The following is a 25,996-nucleotide window of genomic DNA, read 5'->3' on the forward strand; positions in this document are numbered from 1 at the left end:
GCTCACGGGTGAGGGTGCGCCAGCTGCCGGCCTCGCGGACCAGCGGGCTGGACCGGGGCGAGGGGCGGGGGGCGGGTCAGGTGGTCAGGGCGCGGGTGCGGGCGGCGGCGGTTGCGGGGTCCAGGTCGAGGGCGACGAGCTTGTCGCGGCTGGTCGCGCCGGAGACGAGCCGGACCTGGCGGCGTCGCAGACCGAACGCGTCGGCAACCGCGGCGAGGGCGGCCTCCGTGGCGGCGCCGTCGACGGCGCGCGCCGTCACGGCCACCACGAGGCGGTCACCGTGGGCGCCGCCGACCGTGGTGCGCGAGGCGCCGGGCTTCACGCGGATCGCGACCCGCGCCTCGACAGCCCCATCGCCCTGCGCGCGCCGACGCCCGTGCCCACTCACGGCACCGATCGTGCCCGCCCACCCGCGTCCGCCGCCACCCAGCGGCCCACGGGCACGTCCGTCCGCCGCCACCGGCGCTGTGCGTGGGACGTCGGTCCGTGCCCGCGGCGTGCGGCCAGCAGCACTCGACGGTGAAGCGTTCCCGTCACATGGCGACGGCAACGCTTCACGCCCCGTCCGGCAGGGTCGAGGTCAGACGAGACCGAGCGACTGCACGGCCTCGCGCTCGCTCACGAGCTCGGCGACCGACGCGTCGATCCGGCTGCGGGAGAACTCGCCGATCTCGAGGTCCTGGACGATCTGCCACGAGCCGTTCGCCGACACCACGGGGAACGACGACACCAGGCCCTGCGGCACGCCGTACGACCCGTCGGACACCACGCCCGCCGACGTCCAGCTGCCGCCCGGCGTGCCGTGCACCCAGTCGTGCACGTGGTCGATCGCGGCGTTGGCCGCCGAGGCCGCCGATGACGCGCCGCGGGCGTCGATGATCGCGGCGCCGCGCTTGGCCACGGTCGGGATGAACTCGCCGCCCAGCCACGCCTCGTCGACGACGTCCGTCGCGGCGCGGCCGCCGACCATCGCGTGGAACACGTCCGGGTACTGGGTCGCCGAGTGGTTGCCCCAGATGGTCAGCCGCGAGACCTGCGACACCGGGACGCCCGCCTTGGACGCGAGCTGGGAGACCGCGCGGTTGTGGTCGAGGCGGGTCATCGCGGTGAACCGGTCCGCCGGGACGTCGGGCGCGTGCGACTTCGCGATCAGCGCGTTCGTGTTCGCGGGGTTGCCCACCACGAGCACGCGCACGTCGTCGGCGGCACCGGCGTTGATCGCCTCACCCTGCGGCTTGAAGATCCCGCCGTTCGCCTCGAGCAGGTCGCTGCGCTCCATGCCCGCGCCGCGCGGCCGCGCGCCGACCAGCAGCGCCACGTTCACGCCGTCGAAGGCCGCGGTGGCGTCGTCGTAGATGTTCACGGAGTCCAGCAGCGGGAAGGCGCAGTCGGCGAGCTCCATCGCGGTGCCCTCGGCGGCCTTGACCGCCTGCGGGATCTCCAGCAGGCGCAGGGCGACCGGGGTGTCCGGCCCGAGCATCTGCCCGGAGGCGATGCGGAACAGCAGGGCGTAGCCGATCTGCCCGGCTGCGCCGGTGACGGTGACGGTGACGGGTGCGGGCATGAGGAGCTCCTTCGGTCCGATGTGGGTTGACCGACGCGTCGGGGCGGCCGTGCGCGGACGACCGCCCCGACGCGCGTTCAGTCTGCGAGCGCCGCGGCGAGGTTCGCGTCGAGAGTGGCGAGGAACTCCTCGGTGGTCTGCCACGGCTGGTCCGGGCCGATCAGGAGCGCCAGGTCCTTGGTCATCGCTCCGCCCTCGACGGTGTCGATGACCACCCGCTCGAGGGTCTCGGCGAACTCGGTGACCTCGGGGGTGCCGTCCAGCTTGCCGCGGTGCGCCAGGCCCCGGGTCCACGCGTAGATCGACGCGATCGGGTTGGTCGAGGTGGGCTTGCCGGCCTGGTGCTGGCGGAAGTGCCGCGTCACGGTGCCGTGCGCGGCCTCGGCCTCGACGGTGCGCCCGTCCGGCGTCATGAGCACCGACGTCATCAGGCCGAGCGAGCCGAAGCCCTGCGCGATGGTGTCGGACTGCACGTCGCCGTCGTAGTTCTTGCAGGCCCAGACGTAGCCGCCCTCCCACTTCATCGCCGCGGCGACCATGTCGTCGATGAGGCGGTGCTCGTAGGTGAGCCCGGCGGCCTCGAAGTCGGCCTTGAACTCCCGCTCGAAGACGTCGGCGAAGATGTCCTTGAACGCCCCGTCGTACTGCTTGAGGATCGTGTTCTTGGTGGACAGGTACACCGGGTAGCCGCGCATCAGGCCGTAGGCGAACGACGCCCGCGCGAAGTCCGCGATGGACTTGTTGAAGTTGTACATGCCCATGATCACGCCGCCGTCCTCGGGCATCTGGACGACCTCCATCTCGACCGGCTCGGAGCCGTCGGTGGGGGTCCAGGTCAGCGTGACGGTGCCGGCGCCGGGGACCTTGAAGTCGGTCGCCTTGTACTGGTCGCCGTGCGCGTGACGGCCGATCACGATCGGCTTGGTCCAGCCGGGCACCAGGCGCGGGACGTTCGACATGATGATCGGCTCGCGGAACACCACGCCGCCGAGGATGTTGCGGATCGTCCCGTTGGGAGAGCGCCACATCTGCTTGAGGCCGAACTCGGTGACGCGCGCTTCGTCCGGGGTGATCGTGGCGCACTTGACCCCGACGCCGTGCTCCTTGATCGCGTTGGCGGCGTCGACGGTCACCTGGTCGTCGGTGGCGTCGCGGTTCTCGATGGACAGGTCGTAGTACCGCAGGTCGACGTCGAGGTAGGGGTGGATGAGGCGGTCCTTGATGAACTGCCAGATGATCCGGGTCATCTCGTCGCCGTCGAGCTCGACGACCGGTCCGACGACCTTGATCTTGGCCATGCGGGTCTCCCGTTCCTCGCTGATGGGCGTGGCCGGCCGGCACGGGCCGCCAGGGCGCGGACGCGCCGTGACGAGATTACTCGACGTCGAGATACTTCGCGCCCCGCGAGCGCCCCGGCAGCGCCCCGCGAGCGCCCCGCGAGCGCCCCGGCAGCGCCTCGGACTGGCCCCGCCGGGCCGTGCGCGGTGGCATGATGCCCGCAGCCACGTCCAGGAGAGGACCCCCATGCCCACCGACCCCCCACCGCCGCGCGGGTCCGAGCCCGTGGCGCCGGACTCCCCCAGCCCCGCGCCCCGTTGGACCGCGGAGCCCGCCCCGGCGTGGACGACGCCCGCCGGTGAACCCGCACGCCCGGCGTACGACCCGCTCGCAACGCCCCCGACGGACCAGGGGCCCTACCCGCCGGACGACGACGCCGAGCCCCCCACGGAGTACGGCCTGCTCACCCGGCTGGGCGCGGAGGCGTTCGGGACGTTCGCCCTGGTCCTGGTGGTGGTGGGCACGCTGCTGTACGGCACGACGTTCTTCAACACCCCCAGCGAGCTCGGCGCGCTGGGCACGAGCCTCGCGGCCGGGCTGGCACTGATCGGCCTGTACGGCGCGTTCGTGCACGTCTCCGGCGCGCACCTGAACCCCGCCGTGTCCGTCGCGTCGGCCATCGCAGGCCGCATCACCGCCGTGGACGCGGCGTTCTACGTGGTCGCACAGCTCATCGGCGGGGCACTCGCCGCGACGGTGCTCTACGCCACCATCCCGGTCCAGCTGGCCACGATGGCCGGCGCCGACGGACCCGCGGGGTTCCTCGCCAAGACCGCGAACGGCTGGGGTGAGGCGTCGGCGCTGTCCGTCCTCAGCAGCGGGCAGGTCGAGTTCGGCCTGGTCGCGGCGCTGCTCGTGGAGACGCTGGGCAGCGCGATCCTCGTGGGCGTCGTGCTGGCCGGTCGGCCCTCCGCGCGCTCGGCGACCGCCGTCGGCGCCACCTACGGCGCGCTGATCCTGCTCGCGGCGCCGATCACCGGCGGCGGGTTCAACCCGGCGCGGTCCACCGCGGTCGCCCTGCTGTCCATCGGCTCGGGCGCGCCGGCGATCGGTCAGCTCTGGCTGTTCTGGGTGGCGCCGCTGGTGGGCGGCATGCTCGCCGGCCTGGCGAAGCTCGCGTTCGGGCTGCGCGAGAGGGCCCCGCTCGGGACGGTCCCCGACCTGGACGAGGATGCCGAGGCGCGCGAGGTCTGACCCGCGCTCACAGCGGCAGGCTCGTCGCGAGCACGGCGATCGCCACCGCGAGGACCACGGACACGGCCACGTCCACGGGCCACGAGCGCACGGCCAGCGCCTCAGGTCGTTCGCGGCGCCACACCCAGCGCGCGGCGGCGACCAGGATCAGCAGCCCCGACATCGCGAACGCTGCCGCCTCGGCGCCGGCGACCGCGGCGACCACCCCGACCACGCCCACGGCCGCCGCGACGATCCACACGGCACCGGCCCTCACGCCGCCGCACACTACCGTGGCGGGATGAGCGAGCAGGCAACCGCTGTCCGGTCGGTGGTGGTGGTGGGCGCGGGCCTGGCGGGAGCGCGGACCGTCGCGGCGCTGAGGGGAGGCGGGTTCGAGGGCTCGATCACGCTGCTGGGCGCCGAGGGTGTCGAGCCGTACGACCGCCCCCCACTGTCCAAGGAGCTGCTGTCACGGACCACACCGGCGTGGCTGCGCGACGAGCTCGGGATCGACCTGGACGGCGAGGACGCCCGGCTCGGCGAGCCCGCCACCGGCCTCGAGATCGCGCCGCACGCCGTGGCGGTCCGCACGGACGCCGGGGACCTGTCCGCGGACGCCGTCGTGATCGCCACGGGCGCCGCGCCGGTCCGGCCGGCCGGCTGGGGCACGGCGCTCACCCTGCACACCGCCGCCGATGCCGCGGCACTGCGTGCGCGGCTGGGACCTGGCCGACGCCTGGTCGTCGTGGGGGCCGGCTGGATCGGGGCGGAGGTCGCCGGGGTTGCGGCCGCGGCGGGGACAGAGGTGACCGTCGTGGAGGCCGGCGCGGCACCGCTGGCCACCGCCGTGGGGCCCACGGTCGGGGCGCTGACGGTGCCGTGGTATGCCGCGGCGGGCGTCCGGCTCCTCACGGGGTCCACGGTCCGGGCGGTGACCCCGCAGGGCGCGGTCCTGGCCGACGACGAGGAGCTGCCGGCCGACGCCGTGCTCGCCGCGGTGGGGGTGCGGCCCGCCACCAGCTGGCTGGCGGGCAGCGTGCCGCTGGGGCCGGACGGCTCGGTGGAGGTGGACGCGGCGATGCGGGTTCCTGGCACGGGTGGCCGGGTGCTCGCAGTGGGTGACGTCGCGGCCCGGGTCTCCCCGAGGCATGGGCGGCTGCCCGGCGGGCACTGGGACGGCGCGCTGCGGGAGCCGGACATCGCGGCCGCCACCCTGCTGGGCGCACACGGCACGGACGGGCCCGCCGATCCCGCCCCTTACGTGTGGTCCGACCAGCTCGGGCACGCCATCGCCGCGTACGGCCTGCCGCGGCTCGGCGACGACGAGGTGCTGCGCGGCGACCCGGCGGGCGCGTTCACTGCCGTGTGGTTCGTGCCGGCGACCGACCAGGTCCGTGCCGTCCTGGCCGTGGACCGCCCGCGCGACGTGGCAGCCGCGCGCCGGCTCTTCTCGGGACCACGGCTGCCGCACCTGGACCGGACCGCGGCGGCCGACCCCGACCGGCCGCTCCGCGCGCGCTGACCGGGCCCCCGATCGCCCGCACCGCCCTGGCGCGCCGTGGCACGATCGGGGTGACCGTCCGACCCCGGGAGCCCGACCGTGCCCACCGTCCTGCCGAGCGCCGGCAACGAACCGCTGCGCAACTACCAGCTGCTGACCTCGCTGGTCGTGCCGCGCGCGATTGCCTGGGTGTCGTCCGTCTCGGCCGACGGGGTCGCGAACCTCGCACCGCACTCGTTCTTCACCGTCGCCTCGACGAACCCGCCGGTGATCGCCTTCACGTCGGTCACCGAGAAGGACACCGTGCGCAACGTGTCGGCCACCGGTCGGTTCACGGTGTCGCTGGTCACGGATGCGACGTGGCGCTCCGCCAACGCGACGTCGATCAACCTGCCGCCCGAGCACGACGAGTTCGCCGAGACGGGCACCCCCGTCGAACCGGGTACCACGCACGACGTGCCCCGTCCGGCGAACAGCCCGGCGCACCTGGAGTGCACGCTTCGGGAGATCCACCCCGTCGGCAACTGCTTCATGGTGCTGGGTGACGTGCAGGCGTTCGTCCTGGACGACGCGGTGCTCGACGCGTCCGGCCGGCCCTCGGTGACCGCGCTCGCCCCGGTGGCCAAGCTGGGCGCGGACGAGTGGTCGCACCTCGGCGAGGTGTTCAGCGAACCACGGCCCCGCTACCAGGCCTGAGAGGGCGGTGCCGAGGCCGGACCGGTCACTCGCGCCACTTGATGGAGCAGCCCATGCTCGGCCGGTGCGGCTCGGGCACCGGCTTGCCGGCGACCACGCGGCTCACGGCGTCCTCGAGGAGGTCGCCGGTCACCGGGAGGCCATTGCCCGGGGTGGACGCATCCATCGCGCCCCGGTAGGCGAGCCGACCGTCGGCGTCGTACAGGAAGAAGTCCGGTGTGCAGGCCGCCCCGAACGTCCGGCCGACCTCCTGGGTGGTGTCGATCAGGTACGGGAACTCCCACAGCGCGCGGTCGACCTGCTCGGCAAGGCCGATCGGCCCGTCCTGCGGGTACGCGTCGGCGTCGTTGGTGCAGATCGCCAGGACGGACAGGTCCTGCTCGTGCCGGGTGGCGAGGGCCGCGAACCCGCGCTCCACGTGCCGGACGTACGGGCAGTGGTTGGACACGAACGCGACCAGCAGGGGTTTGCCGAGGTACTGCTCGCTGGAGACCGTGGTCCCCGCGAGATCCGGGAGCGTGAACGACGGCAGCGCACTGCCCAGCGGGACCATGGTGGATTCGACAGCCATCCACCCACGGTAGGCACGGGCGGCCCGGCTCGCCCAGCGGGCACGCGCGCCGCGCCGGCTCGTCCAGCAGGCGGGGCGAGCCGGCGGGTGTCCGCGCGCCAGGATCAGTGCGCGAAGTGCCGGGTGCCCGTCAGGTACATCGTGACCCCGGCGGCCTGCGCGGCCGCGATGGTCTCCTCGTCGCGCACCGAGCCCCCGGGCTGGACGATCGCCCGGACCCCGGCGTCCAGGAGGATCTGCGGACCGTCCGGGAACGGGAAGAAGGCGTCGGAGGCCGCGACCGCACCCCGGGCGCGCTCCTCACCCATCCGGTTGGCGCGCTCGACCGCGAGCCGACACGCGTCCACCCGGTTCACCTGCCCCATCCCGACGCCGACCGACGCGCCGTCGGCGGCTAGCAGGACCGCGTTCGACTTGGTGGCCCGCACCGCGCGCCACGCGAACGTCAGGTCGGCGAGCGTCGCCTCGTCGGCCGGCTCCCCCGCAGCGAGGGTCCAGGCCGAGGGGTCGTCCCCGGGGGCGTCGATGCGGTCGGCCTGCTGGATGAGCAGGCCGCCGCTGATCGGCCGCAGCTCGACCGGGGCGCTGTTCGCCGGGCCGGGCACGCGCAGCACCCGGATGTTCTTCTTGCGGGTCAGGATCTCCAGCGCCTCGGGCTCGAAGTCGGGCGCGAGCACCACCTCGGTGAACACGGGCGCGAGCTGCTCGGCCATGGCCGCCGTGACGGGGCGGTTCGCAGCCACCACGCTGCCGTACGCGGACACCGGATCGCACGCGTGCGCCTTGGCGTGCGCCTGCGCCACGTCGTCACCCACGGCGATGCCGCACGGGTTGGCGTGCTTGATCACGGCGACGGCCGGACCGGCGAAGTCGTGCGCGGCACGCCAGGCCGCGTCGGAGTCGACGTAGTTGTTGTAGCTCATCTCCTTGCCGTGCAGCTGCGTCGCCTGCGCGAGCCCGGGCAGCGCACCGGGCACGTCGGGCGCGGCGTACAGCGCGGCAGCCTGGTGCGGGTTCTCGCCGTAGCGGAGCACGGCCGCCCGGTCCCAGGTCGCCGCGACGACGGCGGGGAAGCCCGACTGCGCGGCTGTCTCGTCCGGCGCGTAGGCGGAGGCGAACCAGGAGGCGACTGCGGCGTCGTAGGCGGCGGTGTGCGCGAACGCGTCGGCCGCCAGGGCCCGACGCTCGGCGAGCGTGAAGCCGCCGCGCAGCACAGCCGCGGCGACGTCCTCGTAGCGTGCGGGGTCGACGACCACCGCGACGCTCGGGTGGTTCTTCGCGGCGGCGCGCACCATGGACGGGCCACCGATGTCGATCTGCTCGACCACCTCGTCGGGCGCCGCGCAGGACGCGACCGTGGCCGCGAACGGGTAGAGGTTGACCACGACGAGCTCGAACGGCTCGATGCCGAGCTCGGCGAGCTGGTCGACGTGATCGGGCTTGCGCAGGTCGGCGAGGATCCCCGCGTGCACCCGCGGGTGCAGGGTCTTGACGCGGCCCTCGAGGCACTCGGGGAAGCCGGTGAGCTCCTCGACCGGGGTGACGGGGACGCCCGCGTCGGCGACCACCCGGGCGGTCGACCCGGTCGAGACGATCTGGACGCCCGCGTCGTGCAGCGCGGTGGCGAGCTCGGGGAGGCCGGTCTTGTCGTACACGGACAGCAGGGCGCGGCGGATGGGGCGCACGGCGTCGGGGGTGGCGGTCATCGGTGCTCCGGGTCGGGTCGCTGGACGGGGACCCGGTGCACCCAGGCGGTCGGTGCGCCGTGATGATCGCTCGGCCGTTCCCTGGTGGTCGGTTCCACCCTCGCCAGTCGCGGCCGGAACCGAGTCTAGCGGCCTGCCGGGAGAGCCGGGCCGCGGCAGCCCACGCGGCGTGCGAGCGGCCACGCGCGCAGCGCCGCACGGGCGTCCAGGATCCGGACGCGGGCCGACTGCCTCGGCCCGCGTCGCCGCGTGGGCCGCCGGCCGGGCTCAGCCGCCGAAGCGTCGCTGCAGGTCGGCGTACCCGATCGCGCCGTCGAGGAATCCGAGCGTGCCGGTGTCGAGCAGCTCCCGCCCCGCACGCTCGAGCAGGCCGAGCGCGGCGCGGGCCAGGCTGCCGCCCAGGCTGACCCGGCGCGCCCCCAGCGACATCAGCGTGGTCGCGTCGACGGTGCTCGCGAGCCCGGCCACCACGTTGAGCGGGGCGGGGATCGCCGCGACCAGCCGTCGGATGGTGTCCTCCTCGACCACACCGGGCACGAAGACGCAGTCCGCGCCGGCCTCGACGTAGCGGGTGGCCCGCTCGACCGTCGCGTCGAACGGGTCGCCCGACACGCCGCCGAAGTACGTGTCGGTCCGTGCGTTGAGCACGAAGGCACCGGCGGGCGCGGCCGCGCGCGCGGCCGCAACCCGGTCGACCGCCTCGCCGATGCCGTACAGGCCGCCCGCGCGGGCGTCCTCGAGGTTGCCGCCCACCGCGCCCAGCTCGACCGCGAGCGCCACGGTGCGGGCGACCTCCTCCGGGGTGTCGCCGTACCCGGCCTCGAGGTCCGCCGTCACGGGCACGTCCACCGCCCGGACGATGCGACCGATGTGCTCGAGCATCGTGTCCCGGTCGACGCGTCCGCCGTCCGGGACGCCGAGGGACCACGCGATACCAGCACTGGTCGTCGCGATGGCCGGGAAGCCGACCTGCTCGAGGATCCGCGCGGAACCGGCGTCCCACGCGTTGGGCAGCACGAAGCCGCGACCGGTGTGCAGGGCCCGGAAGGCCTCGGCCTTGCTGACCTGGTGCGCCGGCAGGCCGCTGTCCCGCTCAAGAGTGTCCACAGCGCCATGGTCGGCGTTCAGGGGCCCGCGCGACAGTCCCAGGTGGGGGTCACGCTCGCGGGACGGGAGCTGGGCACGAGACCCCAGTGGGCCGGTGGCTCCGTGGACGATGGGCCGGTGGCTCAGCGGCCGATCCGGGCGCGCCGCCCGTCCACCGCCACCCCACGGCGCACGACCTGCGCGACGGTCTCGACGAGCATCGCCCGCTCGGCGACCTTGATGCGTTCGTGCAGGCTCGACTCGTCGTCGTCGGGAAGCACGTCCACGGCACGCTGCGCGAGGATCGGCCCCGTGTCGACGCCCTCGTCGATCAGGTGCAGGGTGCACCCGGTCACGGCCACCCCGTGCTCGAGTGCGTCCCGCACCGCGTGAGCACCGGGGAACGACGGCAGCAGCGCGGGGTGGGTGTTCAGCACGCGGCCGCCGTGCTGGGCCAGGAACGGCGCACCGAGAATCCGCATGAACCCCGCGGACACCACCCATGCCGGGTCCAGGGCACCGACGGCCCGGGCGAGCGCGGCGTCCCAGGCGGCGCGGTCGGCGAAGTCGGCCGGCCGGACCACGACGGTCGCCACCCCCGCCGCCCGCGCGACGTCGAGGCCCCCGGCGTCCGGCCGGTCGCTGACGACAGCGACGACGCGCGCCGGGTAGGCCGGGTCCTGCTGGGCGGCCAGCAACGCGGCGAGGTTCGAGCCCGCGCCGGAGACGAGCACGACGAGCCGGGCGTCGTGCGGCACGGTGCTGGCCGGAGGGGTCGCCGGCTGGGGCGCGTCCTGGGAGGGCACGGGCCGAGGCTAGCGGGTGGAAGACTGTGCCCGGCAGGGCGACGCCGGCACCGACCAGGAGGAGGGGCGTGAGCAACCCCTACGCACCACCCCCGCGCGGTGGCAGGCCGGCGCGCGACGGCGGGCCGGGCAACGGCGGCCCCGAGAACGGCGGTCCGGGTAGCGGCGGGACGGGCAGCGGCGGAGCCAGCAGCGGGCGGTCCGGCAGGCCGCAGGGCCCACCACCGCAGGGCCCACCACCGCAGGGCCCACCACCGCAAGGCCCACCACCGCAGGGCCCACCACCGCAGGGCCCCCGCCCGCAGGGGGCGCAGCACCCACGCCGGCCGCCGACGGACGAGGAGATCGCCGCGGCGTCCTTCCGGACCCGGCTGCTGCTCGCGCTCGCCGCCGCGACCCTGGTCACCGGCCTGCTCCCGCTGCCGTGGGGGCTCGCGGGCGGCGCGTTCGCGATCGCCGCCGTGGTGGCCGGTGTCCGCGCGATGGTTGCGGCGGCCCGCGCCCGACGACCGACCGTGGGGGTGCTGGCCGGGACCACGGTGATCGCGGGCCTGGTCAGCCTCTACTTCGGATCGATCGCGCTGCTGTGGCCTCTGCCGCTGGAGCTTCAGCGGTGTCAGCAGGATGCCCTGACCATCTCCGCCCAGCACGCCTGCGAGACGCAGTACCAGCAGGCCGTGCTCGACCGGGTCGGCCGCGGCCTGCCGAGCCCCACCAGCACGCCGGCGCCCTGACCCCCCGCCAACCCCGCGCCACGGCGCCGCACCCCGCGGCATCGCGCAGAGATTGCGGCGTTCCGGGCGCCGCACTCCGCACCGGGCGCCGCACTCCGCACCGGGCGCCGCGATGGGGGGCACACCTAGTCGCCGTGGCGGGCGCGGCGCACCGCGCCCCGCACCGCCTCGCGCACGAGCGCCGACCCCGGCACCACGAGCACGAGAGCCGGCAGCACCAGCGCCACGGTGTCCAGGACGACCAGTCCGGGCGCCGGTCCGACCACGGCCAGCCGCCCGGGCCCCACCGGGCCACCCGAGGCCGCTGCGAGGGCCCCCGTCGTGACGGCGGCGAGCGACGCGGCGAGTGCGGCGGCCGCCAGCGGCTGCCACGCCGCCTCCTCGTGCATGCGGCGGCGCAACCACCACGCGACCGGCAGCGTCACCACCACGACCGCGGCCGGCGCCCAGGAGAGCAGCCCCCCGGCCTGGGTGGGCAGGGCCCCGAGGAGCGGGATCGCCGGCATCGGGCCGCCCAGGACCTGGTCCGGCGCGAACCGCGTCCCCGCGCCCACGGCGAAGCCGGTGCCCGTCAGCCAGGACACCGCCCAGAGCACCAGGTTCGGGGCGAGCCCGAGCTGCGCCACCGCGAGCGTCACCCCGCCGAAGCTGTCGGCGCCCAGCGCCTCGATGACGTCGCCCGTCGCGGCGCGCCCGGCGACCGCCCACGTCGCCGTCACCGCGCTCGCGAGGAGGACCAGCAGCGCGGGGACCATCAGGCCTGCGCGCGTCGCAGCCCGCAGCCACGTCGGCACGCCGGCGACCCTGGGGGCGAGCCACGCCCCGAGCGCGCCACGCCGGGTCGCACCCAGCCCGAGACCCAGGGCGCCGCACGCGGCCGCCCCGGCGAGGGTCCTGGCCGCGGCACCACCACCGGCGCCCGCCGGGCCGGTCCCACCGGCCCCGAGCACCACCAGCACGGTCAGGGCCAGGTGCCCGGCCACGGCAGCGAGCCAGGCACCCGGAGTCGGCGGCGAGGACCGCCGCGCGGAGGCGTACCCGGCGAACACCACGAGCGCGGTCAGCCCGAGCGGCACCAGGGTCACGCTCGCGCCCCCTGCCTCCAGCGCACCGCCCTGGGCCAGCAGCCACAGCGCCGAACCCACCGCGACGGCGTTCGACCAGCCGATCCGGTCGTTCGCGGGGTCGGCTGACGTGGCCACGTACGCGGCGATGGCGGGCACCACCACGACGAGCAGCGACAGCAGCGCTCCCTGGACGCCCGCGAAGAGCCCCGCCGCGAGGCCGGACGGTCCGATGCGCGCCGCGGGGCGCCGCAGCCGGACCTGCCCGACGCGCTGCCGTAGCGCGTCGACGGCCTCGGGCCACCGTCGCCGTCCCCTCGGCGCGGCCGGTTCCTCGGCCACCGGACGGGTGGCCGGGAAGGACGGCGGCAGGGCGGGACGGCTCACCCGGCCATCGTCGCCGCTGGTGCCCCGGGTTCCCGGTTGGTGACGGGGTGTGTCGGGCTCCGCGGGCTCAGCGGGTCAGGATCGCCCGCATCAGCTCGGCGGTCTCGCTGGGCGTTCGGCCGACCGTCACCCCGGCGGCCTCGAGGGCTTCCTTCTTGGCCTGGGCCGTGCCGGACGACCCTGACACGATCGCCCCGGCGTGGCCCATGGTCTTGCCCTCGGGCGCCGTGAAGCCGGCCACATAGCCCACCACGGGCTTGGTGACGTGCTCCCGGATGTACGCCGCGGCCCGCTCCTCGGCGTCACCGCCGATCTCGCCGATCATCACGATCGCGTCGGTCTCGGGGTCCGCCTCGAACGCCTCGAGCGCGTCGATGTGCGTGGTCCCGATGATCGGGTCGCCACCGATGCCGATGCAGGTGGAGAACCCGAAGTCCCGCAGCTCGTACATCATCTGGTACGTCAGCGTGCCGGACTTGGACACGAGTCCGATCCGCCCCGGGCCGGTGATGTCCGCAGGGGTGATGCCGACGTTGGACTTCCCGGGGCTGATGACGCCCGGGCAGTTCGGGCCGACCAGCCGCACCCCCTTGGCCTGCGCCGCGGTGAAGAACTCCGCGGTGTCCGCCACCGCGATGCCCTCGGTGATGATGACGGTCAGCGGCATGCCCGCGTCGATGGACTCCAGGACAGCGGCCTTGGCATGGGCGGGCGGCACGAACACCACGGACACGTCGGCCCCGGTCGCGGCCATCGCCTCGGCCACCGTGCCGAACACCGGGACGTCCACCGTCCCGTCGCCCAGCGGGAACGTCTGGCTCGTGCCCGCCTTGCGCGGGTTCACGCCGCCGACGATCTGTGTGCCGGCGGCGAGCATCCGGGTCGTGTGCTTGGTGCCCTCCGACCCGGTCATGCCCTGGACGATGACCTTGGAGGCCTCGGTGAGGAAGATCGCCATGTTCTGTCTCGGTCCCGTCTGTCTCGTGGCTCAGGCGCTGGCGTGGGCGAGCTCGGCGGCGCGGTCGGCCCCGCCGTCCATCGTCTCGGCAAGGGTGACCAGCGGGTGGTTGGCGGCTCGCAGGATGGCCCGTCCCTCGGCGACGTTGTTGCCGTCCAGGCGAACCACGAGCGGCTTGGTCGCGGCGTCACCCAGCATCTCCAGGGCGGACACGATGCCGGTGGCCACGGCGTCGCACGCCGTGATGCCCCCGAACACGTTGACGAACACGGCCTTGACCTGCGGGTCGCCGAGGATCACGTCGAGGCCCGCGGCCATCACCTCTGCCGAGGCACCACCGCCGATGTCGAGGAAGTTGGCCGGCTTGACGCCGCCGTGCGCCTCGCCAGCGAGGGCGACGACGTCCAGGGTGCTCATCACGAGGCCGGCCCCGTTGCCGATGATGCCCACCGAGCCGTCCAGCTTGACGTAGTTGAGGTCGTGCTCCTTGGCCTTCGCCTCGAGCGGGTCGGTCGCCGCGGTGTCGGCGAGCCCGGCGTGGTCCGGGTGCCGGAAGCCGGCGTTGTCGTCCAGGGTGACCTTGCCGTCCAGCGCGATCACACGTCCGTCGGCGGTGCTGACCAGCGGGTTGACCTCGACGAGGGTGGCGTCCTCCTCGCGGTACACGGTCCACAGCCGCTGGAGGACGTCGGCGACCTGCGGCGCCACGTCCGTCCCGAAGCCGGCCGCGGCCACGATCTCATCCGCCTTGGCGGCGTCGATGCCGACGGTCGGGTCCACCGCGACGCGGGCGAGGGCTTCCGGCCGCTCGACGGCGAGCTTCTCGATCTCCACGCCGCCCTCCACGCTCGCCATCGCCAGGTAGCGGCGCTCGGCACGGTCCAGCAGGAGCGAGACGTAGTACTCGGCGGCGATCGAGGCCCCGGCCGCGACCATGACGCGGTGCACGGTGTGGCCCTTGATGGCCATGCCGAGGATCTCGCTCGCGCGCTCCGCAGCCTCCTGAGGCGAGTGGGCGAGCTTCACGCCGCCGGCCTTGCCACGGCCGCCGGTCTTGACCTGCGCCTTGACGACGACCGTGCCGCCGCCGAGCCGCTCAGCCGCGGCCCGCGCCTCCTCTGGCGTCGTGGCGACGACCCCGTCCAGCACCGGTACCCCGTGCTTGTCGAAGAGATCCCGTGCCTGGTACTCGAACAGGTCCACCCTGACGCCCTTCGTTCGCCGTGCCGCGGAAACGCCGCGCTCTGCCGCCGCAGCGATGGTAGCCGCCCCGACGGAAGATTTCTCGACGTCGAGATACCTGGGTCGACGTCGCGACCGTCACGACGCGCCGAGGGCGTCGGCCACCAGGTCGGCGTACACCTCGATCCCCGCCATGGTGGGGTGGGTGTCGTCCGCGTGCAGGAGGCCCGGGCGGGAGCGCGATGCCGTGTACCAGTCCACGACGCTCGTACCGGGGCGTTCGGCGCCGATCTCGGCCAGTCGCGCGTTGGCGTCCGGCAGCCAGTAGGAGATCCCCGAGGAGTTGACCAGGACCACGCGCCGGTCAGGACCGATGATGTCGAGCACCTCCCGCAGGGCCTCCTCGGACCCCTCCAGCTGGAAGCCGGCATTGGTGCCGAACGCCAGCACCACGACGGGGCGCAGCTCCGAGCGGGCCGCCGCAGCCGCGACGATGTCCGGCGCGTCGAGCCACTTGCGGATCGGCTTCGCGTCCAGCGCTATCCCAGGGAAGCGCCGCAGCAACGCGGGTGCGGCGGCGGACATCACCGAGTCGCCGAAACCGATCATGTCCGTCCCCGTCACGGGCTGCGGCGACGTCTCGTCGGCCGACGGCGTGGCGGGCGTGGCGGAGGGCTCGGCCGTGGGCGACACCTCGGGCGTGGGCGATGTGGCCGCCGGGGCCGTGGCGGCGTCGGGCGGCGGCTCGGCTGGAGGCTGCCCCGCCCGGGAGTCCTCGATCGCCTGCTGGCCCTGCTCCACCGCGAGCTCGGCGCCGCTGACCCGGGGAGCGGTCGCGACCACGGCGACCGTGACCGCGAGCGTGGCCGCGACACCGCCCAGGGCCCACCGGGGCCCGGCAGCGGCGCGGACCCGCTCCAGCACGGCCCGTCCCGTCGCCCGGAAGCCGTGCCGGCGCACCGGCGTCTCCACCCAGCGGTAGGACGCCGCCGCGAGCGCGAACGTGACGGCGACGCCGAGCGCCGTACCCCACCACCACCGCCCGGTGCCCGGCGCGCCCGCGACCAGGCGCGTCATCACGAGCCCGACGGGCCAGTGCCACAGGTAGAGGCCGTAGGAGCGTTCACCCACCCAGGACAGCGGTCGCAGCTCGAGCGCCCGCACGTACGCCGTGCTGGCCCCCGTGCAGCCCGCCACTGCCACGACGGCCAGGAGGGAGGCGAGCAGCAGGCCACCGCGATACGTGACCGACGCGTCGTCGCGCAGCACGAGGGCGAGAAGCACCAACCCGGCCAGGGCCCCAGGGGCCGCCCATCGCGCGCCGCCCAGCAACGGCCGCCCCCGCCACGCGAAGGCCGCGGCCACTCCCAGGAGCAGTCCGAAGGCGTGGGTGTCGGTGCCGTAGTACACCCGGGTGGGATCGTCCGAGAGCAGCAGCGCCATCGCGACGGCGGAGAGCGCGGCAGCGGCGAGCGCCGCTCGCGCCAGCGCGGCACGGGAGCGCACGACCACGAGGCCGGCCACCAGCAGCACCGGCCAGAGCACGTAGAACTGCTCCTCGATCGCGAGGGACCAGAGCGGACGCAGCAGCTCAGGCTGCCGTTCGTCGAAGTAGCTGCTGCCCGCCGCGACCTCGAGCCAGTTCGTGGTGAAGGTGGCCGCGCCCAGGACCTGTCGCCGGATGCCCACGAGCAGGTCCGGCTCGACCACCCGCGCGGCGAGTGTGGAGGCGACCACGACGGCGGCCAGCGCGGGAAGCAACCGGCGTGCGCGGCGGGTCCAGAAGGCCGCGAGGCGGATGCTTCCCCGCTCCCGCATCTCGCGCAGCAGGAGCGTGGTGATGAGGAAGCCTGACACCACGAAGAACACGTCGACGCCCAGGAAGCCGCCCGGGATCGCCCGAGGCAGCGTGTGGTAGCCGATCACCGCCAGCACGGCGAAGGCGCGCAGGCCGTCGAGCCCCGGGATGCGCCCACCGGCGCCGTAGCGACGGCGGACGTGCCGCGCCACGGGGCGGGGCCGACTCCCGGCCACCCGCGCCACGCCCACGCTCATCAGCACCCTCGCTCCATCGGGACGCCTTGCACCCACGGTACCCGCGCCCGACGACGACACGGGGCACCGCGCCGCGCCCCCACCTCTCGAGCCCACGACGACCCACCCGCCCGGGATCGCACCCGTCTCGCTCTCGCCCCGGGCGCGATCATGCAGGTTGTGTCCGGAGATGGGCAGAACTTGCACGCTCGCGCCCACGGCCGTCGAGGGGAGGGTCGCTCGGGAGCGCGGGGCTCGGGCTAGAGCTTGGTGACCGGCGAGTAGCGCAGGAGCAGGCGTTTGGTGCCGTGGGTGCCGAACTCCACCTTCGCCACCGCGTTCGGACCCGAGCCCTCGAGGGCCACCACGCGACCCATGCCGTACGAGTCGTGCGTGACCCGGTCGCCGACCGCGAGGGTCGGGATGGGTGCCGACGCCTTCGGGCTCGAGGATCCGCGCGCGGTCCGCGGCGGCGTGCCGCCCGACCGGTCGGCGTCCGCACGCCTCGGCGGTCGACCACTGCCGATCACGGAACCACCGTCGTCGTCCCGGCGGTACCCACCCCCGCCGCGACCCCACGCGGACGCACCGCCACCCCAGCCGGAGCCGCCGGCGCGCAGCGCGGCCATGCTCGACTCGCGCCGGCGCCAGTCGACCAGCTCGTCGGGCACGTCGGCCAGGAACCTGCTCGCCGGGAACTCGTTGGGCGCCCCCCAGGCGGTGCGCACCGCGGCTCGGGAGATGTAGAGCCGGCGACGCGCGCGGGTCAAGCCCACGTAGGCGAGCCGACGCTCCTCGGCAAGCTGATCGGGGTCTGCCAGGGAGCGCATGTGCGGGAAGGTGCCGTCCTCCCACCCGGTGACGAACACGACCGGGAACTCCAGCCCCTTGGCGGTGTGCAGCGTCATGAGAGTGACCACGCCCTGGTCCTCGCGGGGACCGCCCTCGGCGGCGCCGTCTGCGACGTCCTCGGCCGGGATCTGGTCCGCGTCGGCCACCAGCGAGACGCGCTCGAGGAAGTCCGCCAGGTCGCCGTCGGGCTCAGCCTGCTCGAACTCGGTCGCCACCGCGTGCAGCTCGGCGAGGTTCTCGACCCGTGAGGCGTCCTGCGGGTCGTCGCTCGCGCGCAGCTCGGCGAGGTAGCCCGTACGGTCCAGCACGGCACCCAGCACCTCGGCGGGCCCCGCGCCGCCTGCGGCGAGCTCGCGCAAGCCGGTCATCAGCTCCCGGAACCCCTGGAGCTGGGTGACACCGCGGCTGCCGATCCCCGGCGCCTCCTCGACCCGCTCGAGCGCGGCGCCGACGCTGATCCGCTCCCGCTCGGCGAAGGCCGCCAGCATCGCCTCGCTGCGGTCGCCGATGCCGCGCTTGGGCACGTTGAGCACCCGGCGCAGGTTCACGTCGTCGTCCGGGTTGGCGATCGCGCGCAGGTACGCGACGGCGTCCTTGATCTCGCGCCGCTCGTAGAACCGGGTCCCCCCGACCACCTTGTAGGGCAGACCGACGCGGATGAGCACCTCCTCGAGCGCCCGCGACTGGGCGTTGGTGCGGTAGAACACCGCCACGTCGCCGGGACGCACGCCGTCGTCGTCACCGAGGCGGTCGATCTCCTGGGCGACGAACCGCGCCTCCTCGTGCTCGTTGTCGGCGACGTAGCCGACGATCTTCGCGCCGGCGCCGGCGTCGGTCCACAACCGCTTGGGCTTGCGCCCGGGGTTGTGCGAGATCACCGCGTTGGCGGCCGAGAGGATGGTCTGGGTCGACCGGTAGTTCTGCTCGAGCAGGATGGTGCGGGCGTCGGGGTAGTCCGCCTCGAACTCCAGGATGTTGCGGATCGTGGCGCCTCGGAACGCGTAGATCGACTGGTCGGCGTCCCCGACGACGGTCAGCTCCGCACGTGGCACCGCGTCCTCGCGCACGTCGCCGTGCCCGGTGAGCTCGCGGACCAGGACGTACTGCGCGTGGTTGGTGTCCTGGTACTCGTCGACCAGGATCGAGCGGAAGCGTCGCCGGTAGTGCTCGGCCACGCCCGGGTGGGCCTGGAGCAGCTGCACGGTGCGCATGATGAGGTCGTCGAAGTCCACCGCGCTCGCCTGGCGCAGGCGGTCCTGGTAGCGCGCGTAGACGGACGCCAGCACGTCGTCGGCGTCCCCGGATCGCGCGTACGCCTCGGGGTCCACGAGCTCGTCCTTGAGCGCGGAGATGCGCGACGCCAAGCCCTTCGCGGGGAACTTCTTGGTGTCCAGGTCCAGCTCGCGGGTCACCAGGGTGATCAGCCGCTGGGAGTCGGCGGCGTCGTAGATCGAGAAGGACGACCGCAGGCCGACGGCGGCGTGCTCGCGGCGCAGGATCCGCACGCACGCCGAGTGGAAGGTCGACACCCACATCGCGCGCGCGGCGGACCCCACGAGGTCGGCCACCCGCTCGCGCATCTCAGCAGCGGCCTTGTTGGTGAACGTGATCGCCAGGACCTCCGACGGGCGCACCCGGCCGGTCGCGAGCTGGTGGGCGATCCGGTGGGTCAGGACGCGGGTCTTGCCCGAACCCGCCCCGGCGACGATGAGCAGCGGGCTGCCGTGGTGCAGCACCGCCTCGCGCTGGGGAGGGTTCAGGCCCTCGAGCAGCGCGTCGGCGCGGGCCGCACGGTCGGCCTGCCAGCCGGAGTCGTCGTCGGTGCGAGGGGGCACGGCGGTGGGCAGGCGCGCCGGGTCGAGGCCGCGCAGGGGGAGGTCGTCGAAGAGCGTCGTCATCGCGACCTCAGCCTAGGCGCTGCCACCCCCAGGTCCGGCGCCGGTGGCGGCGCCACGGTGAGGGCGTTCATGATCACCGCCCCAGGGCGAGCACGTTCTGCGCGCTCGCCCTGGGCTGGTCAGCTCGTGAGGGTCGTGGCGGTGGACTCCAGGCGGCGAGCCGTGGTCTCGAGCTCCTCCGCCGCCGCGCGGACGGCCGCGATCTGCTCGACAGTGCGGGCGGTGGCGTCGTCGACCTCGGTGAGCGTCTCCGCCACGGAGCGACCGCTCGTGGCGACGTCCGCGACCGTGTGCGCCATCGCCTCCGTGGTGGCCGTCTGCTCCTCGACCGCACCGGCCACGGTGGTCTGGTAGTCGCTGATCCGGCCGACGATCTCCGCGATCCCGGAGATCTCCTGGGTGGCCCGCGCGACCGCGTCCTGGATCGCCTGGACCTGGCCGACGACATCCCCCGTGGCCTTGGCCGTCTGCTGCGCGAGCTCCTTGACCTCCCCCGCCACCACCGCGAAGCCCTTGCCGGCCTCCCCGGCCCGCGCAGCCTCGATCGTGGCGTTCAACGCCAGCAGGTTGGTCTGCTCGGCGATCTGGGTGATCGCGGTCACGACGGTGCCGATCTGGGCGCTGGACTCCCCCAACGCCTCGACGCTGTGCGTCGTGCGCTGCGCGGCGGCGACCGCCTGCTCGGCGATCGCGGCGACCTCGGAGGCGTTGCGGGAGATCTCGCCGATCGAGGCTCCCATCTGCTGCGTCCCGGCAGCCACGGAGTCGATGCCCGAGGAGACCTCGCGCGCGGCGTCGCCGGCCTGGGCGGTGCGCGCGGCCGAGACCCCGGCGACCTCGCCGATCTGCTCGCTGGTGCGTGCGAGACGCTCCGCGGCGCCCAGCAGCTCCACGGACATCCCGCCGACCTCTCGGGCCACGACCGCGTTGCGGTCGAGCGCTTCGTTGAGAGCGCCCGCCAGCCGCTCGAGCTCGGTGCGACCCGACCCCGTGTCCAGTCGCGCGGACGGGTCGCCCTCCCGCAGCGCCCGCGTCACCTTCTCGACCGGGCGGACCACCGAGCGGGCGGTGAAGAAGCCAGCGACCGCCAGCAGGACCACCAGGGCCCCTGCGGCCAGCATGATGCTGCGCGCATCGGCCCACGCGGCACCACGCACGTCGTCCACGTAGACACCGGACCCGACGATCCAGCCCCACGGCTGGTAGCCGGCGACGTAGGAGACCTTGGGCTGCGCCGTGTCCGACCCCGGCTTGGGCCACAGGTAGTCGACGAACCCGGCTCCGTCCGCCTTGACGACGTCGACCATCGTCATGAACAGCGGGACGCCGTTCGCGTCGGTGATCGTCGAGAGGTCCGTGCCGTCCAGCTCGGGCTTGATGGGGTGCACGATCATGGTCGGCGTCATGTCGTTGATCCAGAAGTACTCCTGGCCGTCGTAACGCAGCGACGCCACCGCCTGGGCGGCGCGCTCCTTCGCCACGTCCTGCGTGAGCGTGCCGGCCTGGGCGAGGTCGCCGTAGTGGCTGACCACGCCGAGGGCGGACTCCACCACGGCGCGCGTCGCCTCGCGGCGCTCGGCCATGATGCGGTGCTCGCCCTGCACGACGGCGATGCCGGTGAGGGCAACCATCGCGACCGCGGCCAGCACCACGGAACCTGCGAGCTTCATGCGGATGGACATGGTCGGCTTGCGCATGGTGACACCTCAGCGGGGGGAGCCGGACAGGACCGCTTGCGCCCTGCCCATCGACCGGGGTGCCTACCCCGTGAGCGTTCGAGCACGTCCTGGGACCAACGTCACCTCATCGGACGATCAGAGCAGCCGCCGGGCCGCCGCCCACCGGGTCAGCTCGTGGCGGGACGAGAGCTGGAGCTTGCGCAGCACCGCACTGACGTGCGTCTCCACGGTCTTGATGGAGATGAACAGCTCCGAGGCGACCTCGCGGTAGGAGTAGCCGCGCGCGATGAGCCGCATGACCTCGCGCTCGCGCGCGGACAGCCGGTCCAGCTCGTCGTCCCCCGTGGCGACGTCGGCCGTCGCCCCGAAGGCGTCGAGCACGAACCCGGCGAGCCGCGGGGAGAACACGGCGTCCCCTCCCGCGACCCGGCGCACCGCGTCGGACAGGTCCGCACCGCTGATCGCCTTGGTCACGTAGCCGCGCGCGCCGGCTCGGATCACCGCCACCACGTCCTCAGCGGCGTCCGAGACCGACAGGGCGAGGAACCGGACCTCGCCGGCCAGGTCCGCGCACCGCCGCAGCACCTCGGCGCCGCCGCCACCATCCCCACCGGGCAGGTGGACGTCGAGGAGCACGACCGGCGGTCGCAGCTCGTGCACGACTGCGACGGCCGCGTCCACGGAGTCGGCCTCGCCGATCACCGCCACACCGTCGTCGAGCGAGGCCTTGACCCCGGTCCGGAACATCAGGTGGTCGTCCACCAGCACCACGTCGATCGGACGCCGGCCGGCCGGCTCGCTCATCGCCCGCTTCCTTCCTGTGCCTCCACGGGCAGCCGCAGGGCCACCTCGGTCCCCTCGCTGCGCGAGCGCACCCTCGCGCTCCCGCCCAGCCGGCGCATCCGGCCGACGATCGACTCTCGCACGCCGAACCGGTCCTCGGGGACCGCATCCGGGTCGAACCCGTCGCCGCGGTCCTTGACGAACACCTCCACGGTGTCCGGGCCGATCTCCAGGTACACCGACACCGGCGGACGCCCGTGCCGCACCGCGTTCGTGAGCGCCTCGCGGGTGGCACGGAGCAGGCCCGCGGTGCGCTCGCACGGGACGCGGTCGCCCACCACGACCACCTCGACGGGCACCCCGTGCTGGTCCTCCACCTCGGCGACCACCGCACGCAGGTCCGCCGCGACCGACGTGCCCGGCGTGACCCGGTCGTCGTACAGCCATGTGCGCAGCTCGCGCTCCTGGGCTCGGGCCAGGCGTGCGACCTCCTCGGAGTCCGACGCCCTGGACCGGATCAGCGCAAGCGTCTGCAGTACGGAGTCGTGCAGGTGCGCGGCGATGTCCGCGCGCTCCGAGGCGCGGGCGCGGGCCAGGCGCTCGTCGGAGAGCTCGCGGACCAGGCGCAGCCACCACGGGGCGAGCACCAGCGCCGCGCCCATGAGCACCGCGAGCGCGGCCAGGCCCGAGCGCACCAGGTCCTCCATCGGCGCCTCCCGCCCGACCAGCAGGAACACGCCCGAGGTGGCGAGCGCCGTACCGCCCAGCAGGCGCAGCACGCTGACCGGCGTCCCCCCGCCCCACGTCCCCGGCTCGCGGTGCACGCCGTCGAGCTGGCTCCAGCCCAGCGCGGTGCCACCCAGCAGGATGAGCGCGGGCAGCACCCACGAGCCACCGACGTCCACCCCGTTTCGGATCGCCACGAGCACCCCGGCCGCGGTGAGCAGCAGGACGCCGAGGGCGATCTCCGCGACGGGCAGCCGCCTGCCCGGCTCGCGCAGCCGAGGGGCCAGTCGCACCGACGCGGCCGGCCGCAGCTCCTCCGCCGCTGCGAGCGGGTCGCCCGACGGCACGGTGACCCACCAGAACACGTAGAGCACGACGCCCGCCCCCCCGAGCGCGACGAGGAGCACGAGCGCCACACGCACGGTCGCCACGGGCAGCCCGAGGTGCGCGGCGAGCCCGGCGGCGACGCCGCCGAGCACCCGGCCGCGCTCGGGCCGTCGCAACGGCAGCCGGGCCCTGGTCTCCACGGGAGCATCGTCACACGTACGCGGGCGTCGCAGGCGGGCTCAGGGGGTGGATCCGGGCAAGGTTCAGGGGTGCGGGGCCCGAGTTCAGGGTCGGCTCAGGGATGGGCCCTGATGTGCGCGGCAGGACGGCGGACGAGCATGGCGGTCATGACGCAGATGCCGTACGACCCGCCTCCCCCGCCGCCGCAGGCTCCCCGGCGGGGCATGGACGCCTTCTTCGACTCGATCCGCGGCGTCGGGATCCGACGCTCGACCGAGCGGTGGATCGGCGGCGTCGCGGGCGGTGTGGCGCGACGGCTGGACGTCGACCCGCTCGTCGTCCGCGGCGTCCTGGCCGCCTCGGTGCTGCTGGGCGGGCTCGGCCTGGTGCTCTACGGCATCGCCTGGCTGCTGCTCCCGGAGGAGTCCGACGGGCGCATCCACGCCCAGCAGATGCTGCGCGGCGACGTCGACGTGGCCGTGCTGGGCGCGGGCGCCGCGATCCTCGCGGGGCTGTCCGTCCCCGAGATGTGGCTGCCGTGGTTCGCCCAGGGGTTCGCCGGTTGGTGGCGCGGTCTGACGTGGCTCGCCCTCCTCGGGCTGGTCGTCGTGGTCATCGTGACCGCGTCCCGCGGACGCCGGAACGCACCGCGCTGGCAACCCCCTCCGCCTGCCTGGCAGCAGACCCCGCCCGGCCCGGCCGGCTGGCAGCAGCCGCACGGGCAGCAGACCCCGCCCGGCCCGGCCGGCTGGCAGCAGCCGCGCGGGCAGCAGACCCCGCCCGGCCCGGCCGGCTGGCAGCAGACCCCGTGGAGCGCAGGCGCGCCCGCGGCCCACCCGACAGGAGAACCGATGAGCACCACCAGCGAGCCCTTCGCCGGTGACCGCGGGGCGGTCACCGAGAACGTCCCCGCGGACCCCGGTCCGGCGGACGAGCTCCCGGCCCAGGAGGCCGAGCCGACCGCGCCGACGACCCCCGGCACACCCCCGCCCCCCGTGTGGAGCAGCCAGGGTTGGAGTGCTCAGAGCTCTGGTGCACCGGCACCCGCGGGACCCGGCTGGCCCGGGGGCCCGGGCACGCCCGGCGGACCCGGCTGGGGCACGCCCGGCCCACAGCCGTCCGGCGGCGGGTGGCCCGTCACCCGCACCCGCGAGCGCGGGCCCGGCGGCGCCGTCCTGGGCGTCGTCGGCGCGGTGACCCTGCTCACGCTCGCGGGCCTGCTGTACGCCGAGCGGATCGGGGCCTTCGACGGTCCGGTGGCGCTGACCACGCTCACCGTGGGGCTGGTGCTGCTCGGCGTGGCGATCGTGATCAGCGGCGTACGTGGCCGACGCGCCGGCGGCGTGACCGCCCTGGCGATCATCGGGCTGCTGGTGGCGGTGCCGCTCGCGGGCACGGCCCGGTGGGACGGCGACCTGCACTGGGTGGGCGACGTCCAGGTCGGTCAGGTGACGCACACCCCGACCACGGTCAGCGCGGCAGAGGGCGGTTTCCGGCTCGGGGCCGGCCAGGCGACGGTCGACCTCACCCAGGTCCCGCTCAGCTCGACGACGACCGTGGACGTGCCGATCCGGATGGGGGCCGGGAACCTCGTGGTGATCCTGCCCGCGCACGCAGCCGTGACGGCGCACGTGGAGATGGGGGCCGGGAACGTGACCTGGGTCGACGGCTCCAGCCGCTCGGGCGCCGGGGGCAACACCCACGAGCTGGAGACCAGCGCGGCAGCGGCCGGCCGGCACGTCGAGCTCGCGCTGGACGTGCGGACCGGGCTGGGCGACGTGACCTTCGAGGAGGAGAACCGATGAGCGAGCAGCCTGCCGAGCGCCCCGAGGAGCGCCCGGCCACGACGACGGCCCCGATGACGACCCCGCGGGGCCCGGCCGAGAACCGCGGCATCCGGGTCGGCACGGTCGTGTGGGGCCTGGTGGTCATCGCCGTGGCCCTGGGCCTGCTGGCGATCGGCAACGGGTTGGTGTTCGACGTCCAGCTGGCCGTGATCCTGCTGGTCGCGGGCGCGGGCCTCGCGGTGCTGGTCGGCTCGTTGCTGGGCGCGAGGCGCCGGGCGAGCTGACGGTCGGCCGGGAGGAGGGCCCGGCCGACGACGACAAGGGCGGCCTCCCCGATCGGGGAGGCCGCCCTTCGTCCTGGCAGTCTGTCGACTGTGGGTCAGACCGTCGCGGCCGTGGCGGTCGCGGCGACCCGGGTGCCGGCCAGGGCGGTGATCGCCCAGCCGAACAGGATGGTCAGCACGCCCATGCCCATGGCGAACGCGGCGACACCGAAGGCGACGACCGAGGTGAACAGCGAGGCACGCAGGAAGTCACCGTTCATCGCGGTGGCCCGCTTCGGGTCCTCGCGGTCGAGCTGCGCGTAGGTCTTGCCACCGGTGGCCTTCAGCACGTGGTGCTTGATCGCCTCGGCCTGGTAGTACGCGTCCAGCGGGCCGTTGACCTCCTTGTTCCCGAAGGCGGGAGCGTCGGCGGACACCGTGATGTGCTCCTCCTTCAGCTGGCTGGACACCAGGCCCCAGGTGACCCCACCGGCGATGATCATGAGCAGGCCGGCGACCATGGCCACGATCCCGGCGATCTTGACGCCCTTGGCGTTGAACATGTGAGTGATCCCTTCCCATACGTTCGGGCTTCGGGCCCGAGAGCCGCTTGTCACGGCGTCTGCCAAGAGAATCGCGGATCGCGAAGGTCGATTTGTAGGTCCAATGTCCGGGGGACATTGGACCCGGGACATCAG

The 25,996-nt window shown here is 74.4% G+C and carries 23 protein-coding genes and 1 riboswitch; of the genes, 6 read left to right on the forward strand and 17 right to left on the reverse strand.

Annotation, left to right across the window (positions count from 1 at the left end; genetic code table 11):
• Positions 1–76: 76 nt before the first annotated feature.
• The 3 genes from Q6348_RS00180 to Q6348_RS00190 form a co-directional block, all read right to left on the reverse strand.
• Positions 77–388 carry a DUF167 domain-containing protein gene (locus Q6348_RS00180; protein WP_304599323.1) on the reverse strand — a complete coding sequence of 104 codons (312 nt, stop codon included), beginning with the start codon at positions 386–388 and terminating at the stop codon, positions 77–79.
• Positions 389–580: 192 nt separating this feature from the next.
• Positions 581–1,564, reverse strand: coding sequence for a malate dehydrogenase (locus tag Q6348_RS00185; protein ID WP_304599324.1), 984 nt, complete (start codon positions 1,562–1,564; stop codon positions 581–583).
• 77 nt (positions 1,565–1,641) lie between these two features.
• Positions 1,642–2,862: an NADP-dependent isocitrate dehydrogenase gene (locus Q6348_RS00190; RefSeq protein WP_304599325.1), complete on the reverse strand. Its 1,221-nt coding sequence runs from the start codon at positions 2,860–2,862 to the stop codon at positions 1,642–1,644.
• A gap of 226 nt (positions 2,863–3,088) precedes the next feature.
• Here Q6348_RS00190 and Q6348_RS00195 point away from each other — a divergent pair, with 226 nt between their 5' ends.
• The gene (locus Q6348_RS00195; protein ID WP_304599326.1) at positions 3,089–4,096 is read left to right on the forward strand and encodes an MIP/aquaporin family protein; all 1,008 of its coding nucleotides are present in this window, start codon (positions 3,089–3,091) and stop codon (positions 4,094–4,096) included.
• A 7-nt stretch (positions 4,097–4,103) separates the two neighbouring features.
• On the opposite strand, the gene Q6348_RS00200 is transcribed toward Q6348_RS00195, so the two are convergent.
• Entirely contained in the window at positions 4,104–4,352 is a 249-nt protein-coding gene (locus Q6348_RS00200) for a DUF3017 domain-containing protein (RefSeq protein ID WP_304599327.1), read from the reverse strand.
• 24 nt (positions 4,353–4,376) lie between these two features.
• Here Q6348_RS00200 and Q6348_RS00205 point away from each other — a divergent pair, with 24 nt between their 5' ends.
• On the forward strand, positions 4,377–5,600 hold the full coding sequence (locus tag Q6348_RS00205) for an NAD(P)/FAD-dependent oxidoreductase (RefSeq protein ID WP_304599328.1): 1,224 nt from the start codon (positions 4,377–4,379) through the stop codon (positions 5,598–5,600).
• Positions 5,601–5,678: 78 nt separating this feature from the next.
• On the forward strand, positions 5,679–6,275 hold the full coding sequence (locus Q6348_RS00210) for a flavin reductase family protein (protein WP_304599329.1): 597 nt from the start codon (positions 5,679–5,681) through the stop codon (positions 6,273–6,275).
• A 25-nt stretch (positions 6,276–6,300) separates the two neighbouring features.
• Here Q6348_RS00210 and Q6348_RS00215 read toward each other — a convergent pair whose 3' ends face one another.
• The 4 genes from Q6348_RS00215 to purN all read right to left on the reverse strand — a co-directional run bounded on the left by Q6348_RS00215 (position 6,301) and on the right by purN (position 10,444).
• On the reverse strand, positions 6,301–6,846 hold the full coding sequence (locus Q6348_RS00215; RefSeq protein ID WP_304599330.1) for a thioredoxin family protein: 546 nt from the start codon (positions 6,844–6,846) through the stop codon (positions 6,301–6,303).
• 104 nt (positions 6,847–6,950) lie between these two features.
• On the reverse strand, positions 6,951–8,552 hold the full coding sequence (gene purH, locus Q6348_RS00220; RefSeq protein ID WP_304599331.1) for a bifunctional phosphoribosylaminoimidazolecarboxamide formyltransferase/IMP cyclohydrolase: 1,602 nt from the start codon (positions 8,550–8,552) through the stop codon (positions 6,951–6,953).
• Positions 8,553–8,584: 32 nt separating this feature from the next.
• Positions 8,585–8,673, reverse strand: a riboswitch (ZMP/ZTP riboswitch).
• Positions 8,674–8,819: 146 nt separating this feature from the next.
• Positions 8,820–9,659: an isocitrate lyase/PEP mutase family protein gene (locus Q6348_RS00225; protein ID WP_304599332.1), complete on the reverse strand. Its 840-nt coding sequence runs from the start codon at positions 9,657–9,659 to the stop codon at positions 8,820–8,822.
• A gap of 122 nt (positions 9,660–9,781) precedes the next feature.
• A complete protein-coding gene (purN, locus tag Q6348_RS00230) occupies positions 9,782–10,444 on the reverse strand; it encodes a phosphoribosylglycinamide formyltransferase (protein ID WP_434062038.1) in 663 nt (220 codons plus the stop codon).
• 68 nt (positions 10,445–10,512) lie between these two features.
• Here purN and Q6348_RS00235 point away from each other — a divergent pair, with 68 nt between their 5' ends.
• A complete protein-coding gene (locus Q6348_RS00235) occupies positions 10,513–11,178 on the forward strand; it encodes a hypothetical protein (RefSeq protein ID WP_304599333.1) in 666 nt (221 codons plus the stop codon).
• A 125-nt stretch (positions 11,179–11,303) separates the two neighbouring features.
• Here the strand turns inward: Q6348_RS00235 and Q6348_RS00240 are convergent, their stop codons facing one another.
• From Q6348_RS00240 to Q6348_RS00275, 8 genes are all read right to left on the reverse strand, one after another.
• Positions 11,304–12,629, reverse strand: a complete 1,326-nt coding sequence (locus tag Q6348_RS00240) for a cell division protein PerM (protein WP_304599334.1) — start codon at positions 12,627–12,629, stop codon at positions 11,304–11,306.
• 67 nt (positions 12,630–12,696) lie between these two features.
• A complete protein-coding gene (sucD, locus tag Q6348_RS00245; protein WP_304599335.1) occupies positions 12,697–13,587 on the reverse strand; it encodes a succinate--CoA ligase subunit alpha in 891 nt (296 codons plus the stop codon).
• A gap of 30 nt (positions 13,588–13,617) precedes the next feature.
• Positions 13,618–14,790 carry an ADP-forming succinate--CoA ligase subunit beta gene (gene sucC / locus Q6348_RS00250; RefSeq protein WP_304599336.1) on the reverse strand — a complete coding sequence of 391 codons (1,173 nt, stop codon included), beginning with the start codon at positions 14,788–14,790 and terminating at the stop codon, positions 13,618–13,620.
• 117 nt (positions 14,791–14,907) lie between these two features.
• Positions 14,908–16,824: an acyltransferase family protein gene (locus tag Q6348_RS00255; RefSeq protein ID WP_304599337.1), complete on the reverse strand. Its 1,917-nt coding sequence runs from the start codon at positions 16,822–16,824 to the stop codon at positions 14,908–14,910.
• Positions 16,825–17,063: 239 nt separating this feature from the next.
• Positions 17,064–19,553 (reverse strand): UvrD-helicase domain-containing protein, encoded by a 2,490-nt coding sequence (locus Q6348_RS00260; protein WP_304599338.1) that lies wholly within the window; start codon positions 19,551–19,553, stop codon positions 17,064–17,066.
• Between the two features lie 119 nt (positions 19,554–19,672).
• Positions 19,673–21,250 (reverse strand): methyl-accepting chemotaxis protein, encoded by a 1,578-nt coding sequence (locus Q6348_RS00265; protein WP_304599339.1) that lies wholly within the window; start codon positions 21,248–21,250, stop codon positions 19,673–19,675.
• A gap of 117 nt (positions 21,251–21,367) precedes the next feature.
• Positions 21,368–22,036: a LuxR C-terminal-related transcriptional regulator gene (locus Q6348_RS00270; protein WP_304599340.1), complete on the reverse strand. Its 669-nt coding sequence runs from the start codon at positions 22,034–22,036 to the stop codon at positions 21,368–21,370.
• Positions 22,033–23,268, reverse strand: coding sequence for an ATP-binding protein (locus Q6348_RS00275; RefSeq protein WP_304599341.1), 1,236 nt, complete (start codon positions 23,266–23,268; stop codon positions 22,033–22,035). Before Q6348_RS00275 ends, Q6348_RS00270 begins: the two co-directional genes overlap by 4 nt.
• A gap of 147 nt (positions 23,269–23,415) precedes the next feature.
• On the opposite strand from Q6348_RS00275, the gene Q6348_RS00280 reads away from it, so the two are divergent.
• Positions 23,416–25,053: a PspC domain-containing protein gene (locus tag Q6348_RS00280; protein ID WP_304599342.1), complete on the forward strand. Its 1,638-nt coding sequence runs from the start codon at positions 23,416–23,418 to the stop codon at positions 25,051–25,053.
• Complete coding sequence (locus tag Q6348_RS00285; protein ID WP_304599343.1) at positions 25,050–25,319, forward strand: hypothetical protein; 270 nt, start codon at positions 25,050–25,052, stop codon at positions 25,317–25,319. Before Q6348_RS00280 ends, Q6348_RS00285 begins: the two co-directional genes overlap by 4 nt.
• A 95-nt stretch (positions 25,320–25,414) precedes the next feature.
• Here the strand turns inward: Q6348_RS00285 and Q6348_RS00290 are convergent, their stop codons facing one another.
• On the reverse strand, positions 25,415–25,861 hold the full coding sequence (locus Q6348_RS00290; protein WP_304599344.1) for an aromatic ring-opening dioxygenase LigA: 447 nt from the start codon (positions 25,859–25,861) through the stop codon (positions 25,415–25,417).
• Positions 25,862–25,996 lie beyond the last annotated feature (135 nt).

Origin of the sequence: Actinotalea lenta (assembly GCF_030586465.1) — a bacterium.
Lineage (GTDB): Bacteria > Actinomycetota > Actinomycetes > Actinomycetales > Cellulomonadaceae > Actinotalea > Actinotalea lenta.

Excerpts from the sequence above, each read along its gene's own strand:
- Q6348_RS00185 (WP_304599324.1), bottom strand. The coding sequence starts at position 1,564 with ATGCCCGCACCCGTCACCGTCACCGTCACCGGCGCAGCCGGGCAGATC.
- Q6348_RS00190 (WP_304599325.1), bottom strand. The coding sequence starts at position 2,862 with ATGGCCAAGATCAAGGTCGTCGGACCGGTCGTCGAGCTCGACGGCGAC.
- Q6348_RS00195 (WP_304599326.1), top strand. The coding sequence starts at position 3,089 with ATGCCCACCGACCCCCCACCGCCGCGCGGGTCCGAGCCCGTGGCGCCG.
- Q6348_RS00205 (WP_304599328.1), top strand. The coding sequence starts at position 4,377 with ATGAGCGAGCAGGCAACCGCTGTCCGGTCGGTGGTGGTGGTGGGCGCG.
- Q6348_RS00215 (WP_304599330.1), bottom strand. The coding sequence starts at position 6,846 with ATGGCTGTCGAATCCACCATGGTCCCGCTGGGCAGTGCGCTGCCGTCG.
- purH (WP_304599331.1), bottom strand. The coding sequence starts at position 8,552 with ATGACCGCCACCCCCGACGCCGTGCGCCCCATCCGCCGCGCCCTGCTG.
- sucD (WP_304599335.1), bottom strand. The coding sequence starts at position 13,587 with ATGGCGATCTTCCTCACCGAGGCCTCCAAGGTCATCGTCCAGGGCATG.
- Q6348_RS00255 (WP_304599337.1), bottom strand. The coding sequence starts at position 16,824 with ATGAGCGTGGGCGTGGCGCGGGTGGCCGGGAGTCGGCCCCGCCCCGTG.
- Q6348_RS00260 (WP_304599338.1), bottom strand. The coding sequence starts at position 19,553 with ATGACGACGCTCTTCGACGACCTCCCCCTGCGCGGCCTCGACCCGGCG.
- Q6348_RS00265 (WP_304599339.1), bottom strand. The coding sequence starts at position 21,250 with ATGCGCAAGCCGACCATGTCCATCCGCATGAAGCTCGCAGGTTCCGTG.
- Q6348_RS00270 (WP_304599340.1), bottom strand. The coding sequence starts at position 22,036 with ATGAGCGAGCCGGCCGGCCGGCGTCCGATCGACGTGGTGCTGGTGGAC.
- Q6348_RS00280 (WP_304599342.1), top strand. The coding sequence starts at position 23,416 with ATGACGCAGATGCCGTACGACCCGCCTCCCCCGCCGCCGCAGGCTCCC.
- Q6348_RS00285 (WP_304599343.1), top strand. The coding sequence starts at position 25,050 with ATGAGCGAGCAGCCTGCCGAGCGCCCCGAGGAGCGCCCGGCCACGACG.
- Q6348_RS00290 (WP_304599344.1), bottom strand. The coding sequence starts at position 25,861 with ATGTTCAACGCCAAGGGCGTCAAGATCGCCGGGATCGTGGCCATGGTC.